This is a genomic window from Streptomyces sp. M-16, assembly GCF_052114405.1.
GTDB lineage: Bacteria > Actinomycetota > Actinomycetes > Streptomycetales > Streptomycetaceae > Streptomyces.
Genome location: NZ_JBFRER010000091.1, coordinates 20,139 through 30,076 on the forward strand (window position 1 = coordinate 20,139; position 9,938 = coordinate 30,076).

General features: G+C 69.9%; 6 protein-coding genes, 1 tRNA gene and 1 pseudogene. 4 read left to right on the top strand and 4 right to left on the bottom strand.

The genetic code is table 11. From position 1 onward, the window contains the following. The first annotated feature begins 74 nt into the window (after positions 1-74). The gene (gene purM, locus AB4039_RS30925; RefSeq protein ID WP_442272334.1) at positions 75-1,145 is read left to right on the top strand and encodes a phosphoribosylformylglycinamidine cyclo-ligase; all 1,071 of its coding nucleotides are present in this window, start codon (positions 75-77) and stop codon (positions 1,143-1,145) included. 102 nt (positions 1,146-1,247) lie between these two features. Here purM and AB4039_RS30930 read toward each other — a convergent pair whose 3' ends face one another. Together AB4039_RS30930 and AB4039_RS30935 are read right to left on the bottom strand one after the other, a co-directional pair. Next, entirely contained in the window at positions 1,248-1,511 is a 264-nt protein-coding gene (locus AB4039_RS30930; protein WP_266575285.1) for a DUF3073 domain-containing protein, read from the bottom strand. Between the two features lie 276 nt (positions 1,512-1,787). Beyond that, entirely contained in the window at positions 1,788-2,897 is a 1,110-nt protein-coding gene (locus AB4039_RS30935) for a Glu/Leu/Phe/Val dehydrogenase dimerization domain-containing protein (protein ID WP_266840549.1), read from the bottom strand. Positions 2,898-3,147: 250 nt separating this feature from the next. Here AB4039_RS30935 and AB4039_RS30940 point away from each other — a divergent pair, with 250 nt between their 5' ends. Beyond that, complete coding sequence (locus AB4039_RS30940; RefSeq protein ID WP_266840550.1) at positions 3,148-3,981, top strand: hypothetical protein; 834 nt, start codon at positions 3,148-3,150, stop codon at positions 3,979-3,981. Positions 3,982-4,560: 579 nt separating this feature from the next. Then, positions 4,561-4,767, top strand: coding sequence for a developmental transcriptional regulator BldC (gene bldC / locus AB4039_RS30945; protein WP_003949541.1), 207 nt, complete (start codon positions 4,561-4,563; stop codon positions 4,765-4,767). 614 nt (positions 4,768-5,381) lie between these two features. Here bldC and AB4039_RS30950 read toward each other — a convergent pair. Both AB4039_RS30950 and hrpA read right to left on the bottom strand, forming a co-directional pair. Beyond that, a tRNA-Asp gene (locus tag AB4039_RS30950) sits at positions 5,382-5,455 on the bottom strand. Between the two features lie 69 nt (positions 5,456-5,524). Next, entirely contained in the window at positions 5,525-9,448 is a 3,924-nt protein-coding gene (hrpA, locus tag AB4039_RS30955; protein ID WP_442272335.1) for an ATP-dependent RNA helicase HrpA, read from the bottom strand. Positions 9,449-9,559: 111 nt separating this feature from the next. On the opposite strand from hrpA, the pseudogene AB4039_RS30960 reads away from it, so the two are divergent. Continuing rightward, positions 9,560-9,938: pseudogene (locus AB4039_RS30960) on the top strand (hypothetical protein); the annotation flags it as partial.

The window sequence follows — 9,938 nt, forward strand, 5'->3', positions numbered from 1 at the left end:
CTGGGCCCTGTCTTTGAGGCTTCTCCCAGGGCCCAGCACCACCCGCAGTAACGACACGAAAGCTCTCTCCTGTCATGACAGAGAAGACCACCGGTGCCAGCTACGCAGCCGCAGGCGTGGACATCGAAGCGGGCGACCGCGCCGTCGAGCTGATGAAGGAGTGGGTGAAGAAGACGCAGCGCCCCGAGGTCCTCGGCGGCCTCGGCGGCTTCGCCGGCCTCTTCGACGCCTCCGCCCTGAAGCGGTACGAGCGCCCGCTGCTGGCCTCGGCCACCGACGGGGTGGGCACCAAGGTCGACATCGCCCGCCAGATGGGCGTGTACGACACGATCGGCCACGACCTGGTCGCGATGGTCATGGACGACATCGTCGTCTGCGGCGCCGAGCCGCTCTTCATGACGGACTACATCTGCGTCGGCAAGGTGCACCCCGAGCGTGTCGCGGCCATCGTGAAGGGCATCGCCCAGGGCTGCGTCCTCGCCGGCTGCGCCCTGGTCGGCGGCGAGACCGCCGAACACCCGGGCCTGCTCGGCCCGGACGACTTCGACGTCGCGGGCGCCGGCACCGGCGTCGTCGAGTACGACCGCCTGCTGGGCGCCGATCGCATCCGTACGGGTGACGCCGTCATCGCGATGGCTTCGTCCGGCCTTCACTCGAACGGGTACTCGCTCGTCCGCCACGTCCTCTTCGACCGGGCCGGGATGTCCCTGGACCAGCACGTCGAGGAGCTCGGCCGGACCCTCGGCGAGGAGCTGCTGGAGCCGACCAAGATCTACTCGCTGGACTGCCTGGCGCTCACCCGCACGGCCGAGGTCCACGCCTACTCGCACATCACCGGCGGCGGCCTCGCGGCGAACCTGGCCCGGGTCATCCCGGACCACCTGCACGCCACGGTCGACCGCTCCACCTGGACCCCGGGTGCGGTCTTCGACCTGGTCGGCAAGGCCGGATCGGTCGAGCGGCTGGAGCTGGAGAAGACCCTCAACATGGGCGTCGGCATGATGGCCGTGGTCCCGCAGGAGTCGGTGGACGTGGCCCTGACCACCCTCGCGGACCGGGGCGTCGACGCCTGGGTCGCCGGCGAGATCCTCGACCGGGGCGACCACGCCGAGGGCGCGACCCTCACCGGCTCGTACGCGGTCTGAGCAGCACTGAAACCCGGTCCGGGGCGCAAGCCCTGGACCGGGTTTCAGTGTTTACGAGTGTTGGAGCCGCGGGCGGAACGCCCGGTGCAGGAGTTCTGCGCGTCAAGCCCCGCGACGGTGCGCCGACGGACCGGACTCTTCGTCCTCGTCCTCGTCGTCATCGCTGTTGTACAGATCCGCGTACTTGGCGTACGGGTCGTCGTCGTCCAGATCGTCATCGACTTCGACCGGCGCGCTGATAGGCAGCGGCTCTGTCGGCGATGCGCCCAGCTCATTGGCCAGACGCGAGAGGTCAGTCCCGCCGCTGTTGTACTTCAGCTGGCGGGCGACCTTTGTCTGCTTGGCCTTGGCCCGGCCGCGCCCCATGGCTCGACCCCCTCGGTGACGGGGCTCGACGGCCCCAGAGTCTGACACGCGTTCATGGTTCGGAGCGGGCTCTCCGTGGAGAGACCGTCCGTAGGGGTTTAACGGTACCTGCTTCCGCGGCCATACGGTACGCCGCCCGCATGACACGCCTCGGCGCATGACCAGCGGGACACCCCGTACTCGCTGGTCAGCTGCGATTTTAACGCTTTCCTGGCCGACGACCCGCCGAAGTGCAGTGAGTTCCGTCTCGCCGCACCCCGGCGGGTCCCGCCGAACCTAGGCCGTGCGGGCCGCGGTGCGCGCGGCGAGCGCGTCGGCCATGCGCTGCTCGGCGATCCGGTCGGCCGCAGCGGCCGGCGGGATCCCGTCCGCCTTCGCACGTGCGAATATGGCCAGCGTGGTGTCGAAGATCTTCGCCGCCTTGGCCTTGCACCGGTCGAAGTCGAAGCCGTGCAGCTCGTCGGCGACCTGGATGACACCGCCCGCGTTGACCACGTAGTCCGGCGCGTAGAGGATCCCGCGGTCGGCGAGGTCCTTCTCGACGCCCGGGTGGGCGAGCTGGTTGTTGGCCGCACCGCAGACGACGGTCGCGGTCAGCGCCGGGACGGAGTCGTCGTTCAGCGCGCCGCCGAGCGCGCAGGGGGCGTAGATGTCCAGGCCCTCCGTGCGGATCAGCGCCTCGGTGTCGGCGACCGCCGTGACCTTGCCGCCGGGGTGCTTGTCGAGGATCTCGCGCACGGACTCCTCGCGGACGTCCGTGATCACGACCTCCGCGCCGTCCGCGAGCAGGTGCTCCACCAGGTGGCGGCCGACCTTGCCGACGCCGGCGACGCCGACCTTGCGGCCGCGCAGCGTCGGGTCGCCCCACAGGTGCTGGGCGCTTGCGCGCATGCCCTGGAAGACGCCGAAGGCGGTGAGCACCGAGGAGTCGCCGGCGCCGCCGTTCTCGGGGGAGCGGCCGGTGGCCCAGCGGGTCTCGCGGGCGACGACGTCCATGTCGGCGACGTACGTGCCGACGTCGCAGGCGGTGACGTAGCGGCCGCCGAGGGACTCCACGAACCGGCCGTAGGCCAGCAGCAGTTCCTCGCTCTTGAGCACCGACGGGTCACCGATGATCACGGCCTTGCCGCCGCCGAGGTCGAGACCCGCGAGGGCGTTCTTGTACGACATGCCGCGCGAGAGGTTGAGCGCGTCCCGGACGGCCTCCTCGTCGGAGGCGTACGCGTGGAACCGCGTGCCGCCCAGGGCGGGGCCCAGGGCGGTGGAGTGGATGGCGATGACGGCCTTGAGGCCTGAGGCTCGGTCCTGGCACAGCACGACTTGCTCGTGGCCGCCCTGTTCGCTGCGGAACAGGGTGTGCAGGACGCCGTCGGTCATTTCGGTCACGGTGGTGACTCCCATGGAAGAGATGCGGCGGAAAGGACGCCCGCCCTGCGGGTGGGGGAGGGCGCACTGGGAGCAGAGTAAGACCTGCGGCGCGCGGGGGCGGCCCCTGTCCGGGGATCGGAACACTCCCGTGTGGCCGGCCCCGGTTTCCGGCCGCCGGGAAGGGGCCGGGCCGCAGCCCGCGCCGGGCCGGCGAGGCATCGGGCGCCCCGGAGGTGAACCGAGCCCCAAATGGGGGGAGTACGAGAGCGTGAACGATTCCCCCCGCCCCGCGCCGGTCGTCCCGTACGCCTCCTACCTGCGGGTCTACGAGCCCTTGGCGGCCTTCCCGGAGCCGGAGCGGACCCACTGGGCGGACTACGCCCGGCGCGGGACGGCCCCGACGGCCCAGGACGAACTGCGACGGTCCCTCTCCGATCTGGTGCGCGTGCCCGTGGTCGGGGTCCCGGCGCACGAGAGTGCGGACGCCTTCACGACGGAGCTGGACGGGTCGCTGCTGGTCTGCCCCTGGCGGACCCGGCTGCGCGGCTGGCTGGCGCTGCGGGAGCTGGCTGATTCCTTCCCCCTGCCGGTCCTCGACGCGGCCCTTCCGGCGGAGACCCGCCGCCGGGCCGCCGAGGAGTACGAGGCGTGGCGCGAACGGAACCCGGACGCGCGCCCGTGGATCCGCACGGGGGTGTGGCAGGTGCCGCTGCGCTGGTTCGTGCTGGTGGCGGACGAGGAGCGGGAGTACCTGCCGGGCGAACGGCTGCGCTACCGGACGCCGATGGTGCAGGCCCGGCGGCGCCTGGCCAGGGGGCTGCGGACGCTGCGGCAGGCGGAGGGGTACGGGCCGCTGGCCGAGGGGCTGGTGGAGGTCGGCAGCTGGCTGGAGGAGTTCCATCCCCGGTCGATGGTCGAACTGGACTACGGCGGGCTGCTGCACGCGTTGCCCGCTGACGCGCTGGCGCAGGACCGGTCGGCCCGCGATCTGGCGGAGGGGATCGCGGCGCTGCGGGCGGGAGACCTCGACGGGGCGTCGCAGGTGTACGTCGAACTGGCACTGCGCTGGCGAAAGGTGCGGGAGAGACTGTTCGCGAACTGACGGATGAGGCATCGTGTGACGGTGGCCGCACCCCCTTTCGGACGCGGCGTGTATCGCCCGTATCGGTTGTCATCGGCCGATCGGGTACAAGTGGCTGATCAGAGGCTTGATCACCACATTAGGGTCTTAGTTCCAGGACCTACGTCCCGATACGGGCCATTGGCCCAAGCGTGACGGACCGCACTATCTACACCCTTGCGCCCTTCCCCTACCCTCGTGCCAAAATAGGACAAGGAGTCCGGGGAGGGTTCCTTCCGCCCAACTAAGGGCGGAATGCTCGGTATTGCACTCTATGGGGGGTCTGACGACTCCTGATCGCTCTGTGACTGATCGTCACAGTGGGGTGACTGTCCGTTATGGGGCGGTCCATCGGCTTCCGCCGCTGATGAACACCTCGGAGGGCAATTCCATCGGTTTGGCCCTTGGGGCTGGACGGATGGTGTAGTTGTAGTGCCGAGGACAAGCCGTTCGTCCTATAACCGACTCGGCCTGCGTATGTCCATTTCGGGCAACGCGGGCCAAGGTGCAGAATTTAGAGGAAAGAACCGAGATGGTTCGGTTCTCCCGAGGAGGCCGCTCATGACCGCTCGCACCCCTGATGCCGAGCCGCTGCTGACCCCGGCTGAGGTTGCCACGATGTTCCGCGTGGACCCGAAGACGGTCACCCGCTGGGCCAAGGCTGGCAAGCTCACGTCCATCCGCACCCTGGGTGGACACCGCCGTTACCGCGAGGCCGAGGTTCGCGCACTGCTCGCGGGAATTCCGCAGCAGCGCAGCGAGGCCTGAGGTCCCGCAGCACCACTGCTTTAAACGGGTTCGTATCGGGTCCCCCAATCCGATGAAACCCACATGGCTTCATACGGTGGAGCTTGCCCCAACAGGCCACACCGTCGATCGCGCTGGACTCCGCCGGGTCCAGCGCGATCTTTTTTATGCCCGGAGGGGGTGCCGTCCCGCGGCCGCAGGGGCGCCGGCGGGATGGGTGCCATTGCACATATTAAATCGAGCGGGCGTAGGAGTCCGATAAACGTGCGGGTCTCAAAAACTCGTGCGGTGACTCCCGTCACAGCTGATAACTCTTGTACATCCGGCAATGCACCCCGTAAGGGGATCTCCGGCGCAGAGCGACTCACGCGGACGGGGGAATCCGCCCTCCCGGGTGACAGGTGTAGCCCGAGCCACTGGAAGGCCCCTGGAGGCCCCGTGGGACCGGGAGGGGGGTGCAAGACGGCGAGGGGCTCCCGGCGACCGCTGAAGGGCCCTCAGGGCCACTCGGAGCCGCCGCGCGATCGGCTGAGTGATCATGCGGGCACGAGGGGTGCCCCGCCCCTCCCCGGGCCGGTACCCGGAAACGCGTCAAGGCCCGTATCCCTTGCGGAATACGGGCCCTGACGTTTCTGCGAACCTGACGGGACTTGAACCCGCGACCTCCACCTTGACAGGGTGGCGAGCTAACCAACTGCTCCACAGGTCCTCGTTCGCGGCCGATTGCCCGGCTGCGAATGACACTGTACAGCAGGTCAGGGGGTGCGGTCGAACCGGATCACGGGGCGAGGGCGTCGACCGCCTTCACGATGCGTTTGTCGGAGATCGGATAGGCCGTCCCGAGCGCGTGGGCGAAGTAGCTGACCCGCAGTTCCTCGATCATCCAGCGGATCTCGGTGACCGCCTCCGGCACCGGGCGGCCCTTCGGCAACTGCTCCAGCAGCCACAGGTACTCGTCCCGCATCTCGTGGACCTTCTGCATGCGCGTGGTGTCGCGCTGGGCGCCCGTCGGCATCTGCTGGAGCCGCCGGTCGGCCGCCACCAGGTACCGCATCAGGTCCGGCAGCCGGCGCAGGCCCGCGAGGGTCACGAAGCCGGGCGGCACCAGGGCCGCCAGCTGAGCCTTCACGTCCGCGACGTTCGCCATCAGGGCCAGGCTGTTGGTCGCCTTCAGCCGCCGCTCGCACGCCTGCCAGGCGGCGAGCACCTGCTGCACCTGGGCGACGGTCCGTACGGTCGTGTCCACCAGGTCGGCCCGCACCGCGTCGTAGAGCTTCCGGAAGCCCGCCTCGTCCCAGGCCGGGCCGCCGTGGTCGGCGATCAGCCTGTCGGCCGCCGCCGTGGCGCAGTCGTCGAACAGTGCCTGGATGGAGCCGTGCGGGTTGCGGGACAGGGCCAGCTTCTGCTGGTTGGTGAGCTTGTCCGAGGCGAACTTCGCCGGGTTCACCGGGATGTTGAGGAGGATCAGCCTCCGGGTGCCCAGCCACATGGCCTGCTGCTGCTCGGCCTCGGTGTCGAAGAGCCGTACGGAGACGCTCGTCCCCGCGTCCACCAGCGCCGGGTACGCCTTGACCGGCTGGCCCGCCCGACGGGTCTCGAACACCCGGGTCAGGGTGCCGATCGTCCAGTCGGTCAGCCCGGAGCGCTCCAGCGACTCCCCGCCCGCCCGCTCGGCGGTGGCCGCCGCGGCCTTGGACAGGGCCTGGCGGGCCTTGGGCTTCAGGGAGAGCCGCAGGGCCTCCAGGTCCTTGTCCTCGGCGAGCTTCTTGCGCCGCTCGTCGACGATCCGGAAGGTGATCTTCAGGTGGTCCGGGATCCGGGTCAGGTCGAAGTCGTCGGCCGAGACCGGCACCCCGACCATCCGGTGCAGCTCCCGCGCCAGCGTCACGTGCAACGGCTCCTGCAGGGGGACGGCCGTGTCCAGGAAACGGGTCGCGAAGTTCGGCGCCGGGACGTAGTGCCGGCGGATCGGCTTCGGCAGCGAACGGATCAGCTCGGTGACGACCTCCTCGCGCAGCCCCGGGATCTGCCAGTCGAAGCCCTCGTCCGTGACCTGGTTCAGCACCTGGAGCGGGATGTGGACGGTCACGCCGTCCGCGTCCGCGCCCGGCTCGAACTGGTAGGTCACCCGGAACTTCAGCCGGCCCTGCTGCCAGCTGTCCGGGTAGTCGGCCTTGGTGACCCCGGCCGCCTTCTCCGTGAGCAGCATCTCGCGCTCGAAGTCGAGGAGTTCGGGCTCCTCGCGCTTCTTGTGCTTCCACCAGGAGTCGAAGTGCGCCCCCGAGACCACGTGCTCCGGGACGCGCTGGTCGTAGAAGTCGAAGAGGGTCTCGTCGTCGACCACGATGTCCCGGCGCCGCGCCCGGTTCTCCAGCTCCTCCACCTCGGTGAGGAGCTTGCGGTTGTCGGCGTAGAACTTGTGGTGCGTGCGCCAGTCGCCCTCGACCAGCGCGTTTCGGATGAACAGCTCCCGCGAGACCTCGGGGTCGATGCGGCCGTAGTTGATCTTCCGCTGGGCGACGATCGGCACCCCGTACAGGGTCACCTTCTCGTACGCCATCACCGCCGCCTGGTCCTTCTCCCAGTGCGGCTCGCTGTACGTGCGCTTGATCAGGTGCTGCGCGAGCGGCTCCACCCACTCGGGCTCCACCTTCGCGTTCACCCGCGCCCACAGCCGCGAGGTCTCGACCAGCTCCGCCGACATCAGGAACTTCGGCTGCTTCTTGAAGAGGGAGGAGCCGGGGAAGATCGCGAACTTGGCCGAGCGGGCGCCCAGGTACTCGTTCTTGTCGGTGTCCTTCAAGCCGATGTGCGACAGCAAGCCGGCCAGCAGCGAGATGTGGATGTTCGTCTCGGAGCCGTCCGCCTCGTTGACGTGGATCCCCATCGTCTTGGCGACCGTACGCAACTGCGAGTAGATGTCCTGCCATTCGCGGATGCGCAGGAAGTTCAGGTACTCCTGCTTGCACATCCGGCGGAAGGACGACGAGCCGCGTTCCTTCTGCTGCTCGCGGACGTAGCGCCACATGTTCAGGAACGAGAGGAAGTCGCTCGTCTCGTCCTTGAAGCGGGCGTGGTTCTGGTCCGCCTGCGTCTGCTTGTCCGAGGGCCGCTCGCGCGGGTCCTGGATCGACAGCGCCGCCGCGATCACCATGACCTCGCGGACGCAGTTGTTCTTGTCCGCCTCCACCACCATGCGCGCCAGCCGCGGGTCCACGGGCAGCTGGGACAGCTGGCGGCCCATCGGGGTGAGCCGCTTGCGGTGGTCCTTCTCGGCCGGGTCCAGCGCGCCCAGCTCCTGGAGCAGCTGCACGCCGTCCCGGATGTTGCGGTGGTCCGGCGGGTCGATGAAGGGGAACTTCTCGATCTCACCCAGGCCCGCCGCGGTCATCTGGAGGATGACGGACGCCAGGTTGGTGCGCAGGATCTCGGCGTCCGTGAACTCCGGACGGGCGGTGAAGTCGGCCTCGGAGTAGAGCCGGATGCAGATGCCGTCGCTGGTACGGCCGCAGCGGCCCTTGCGCTGGTTGGCGCTGGCCTGCGAGATCCGCTCGATGGGCAGCCGCTGCACCTTGGTGCGGTGGCTGTAGCGCGAGATGCGGGCCGTGCCCGGGTCGATCACGTACTTGATGCCGGGGACCGTCAGGGACGTCTCCGCGACGTTCGTCGCCAGGACGATCCGGCGGCCCGTGTGCTGCTGGAACACCCGGTGCTGCTCGGCGTGCGAGAGACGGGCGTAGAGGGGGAGCACCTCGGTGGAGCGGAGCTTGCGCTTCTCCAGCGCGTCCGCCGTGTCCCGGATCTCGCGCTCGCCGGAGAGGAACACCAGGATGTCGCCCGGCCCCTCCCCCTGGAGTTCGTCGACGGCCTCGCAGATCGCGGTGATCTGGTCGCGGTCGGCGTCCTCGGAGTCCTCCTCCAGCAGCGGCCGGTAGCGGACCTCCACCGGGTACGTCCGCCCGCTGACCTCGACGATCGGCGCGTCCCCGAAGTGCCGGGAGAACCGCTCGGGGTCGATGGTCGCCGAGGTGATGACGACCTTCAGGTCGGGGCGCTTGGGCAGCAGCGTCGCCAGGTAACCGAGCAGGAAGTCGATGTTCAGGGACCGCTCGTGCGCCTCGTCGATGATGATCGTGTCGTAGGCGCGCAGCTCGCGGTCCGTCTGGATCTCGGCGAGCAGGATGCCGTCCGTCATCAGCTTCACGAAGGTCGCGTCCTGGTCCACCTGGTCGGTGAACCGGACCTTCCAGCCGACCGTCTGGCCGATCTCGGACCTCAGCTCCTCCGCGATCCGCTCCGCCACCGTGCGGGCGGCGATCCGGCGGGGCTGGGTGTGCCCGATCATGCCCCGGACACCGCGCCCCAGCTCCATGCAGATCTTTGGGATCTGCGTGGTCTTGCCGGAGCCGGTCTCGCCCGCGACGATCACGACCTGGTGGTCGCGTATCGCCTCGGCGATCTCGCCCTTCTTCTGGCTGACGGGCAGGTTCTCGGGATACGTGACCTCCGGCATCCGCGAGGCACGGCCGGCCAGTCGCTCGGCGGCCTTGGTGGCCTCCGCGGCGATCTCGTCGAGCACGGCCTGCTTGGCCTCGGGCTTGCGGATGCGGCGGGCGCCTTCGAGGCGGCGGCCGAGGCGGTGCGCGTCACGGAGGGAGATCTCACCGAGAAGCGTCTGCAGGGCGGCGAAGGAAGTAGACATACCTGGTCGAGGATCTCACCTGGGCCGGGCGGGTGGCGAACGCATTTGTGCCCCTCCCCGTACCATTTCGGGACGAGTCCCCCTGTTTGCGCAAGTGAGAGGCCGCCCACTGTGTCCCGCCGCCGTCGTGTGTGGTGCCTCCTGGCCGCCGTGCTCGCGATGCTGCTGGGCGCCGTGGTCCCCGCCGCGGCGGCCGCGCCGGCGCAGCCCGCCCCGGCACGTGCGGTGGCCCTGCCGGGCGCAATGCCGGGTGGGGTGGTCCCGCCGGGCGCCGAGCCGGGTGGGGTGGCGCCGCCGGATGCCGTTGCCCTGCCGGGCGGGGTGGTGCGCGCCGTGGCGGATGCCGGGGTTCCGCCGGATGCCGTGGTGCCGTGGGGCGCCGAGTCCCGCGCCGCCGTCCGGCCCTTCGCCCCCGCGGGCCCCGCCGCCCCGGCCGTGGCGGGGGGCCCGCAGGAGCAGGGGCCCCGCTGCGCGCCCGACGCCCCCGGCC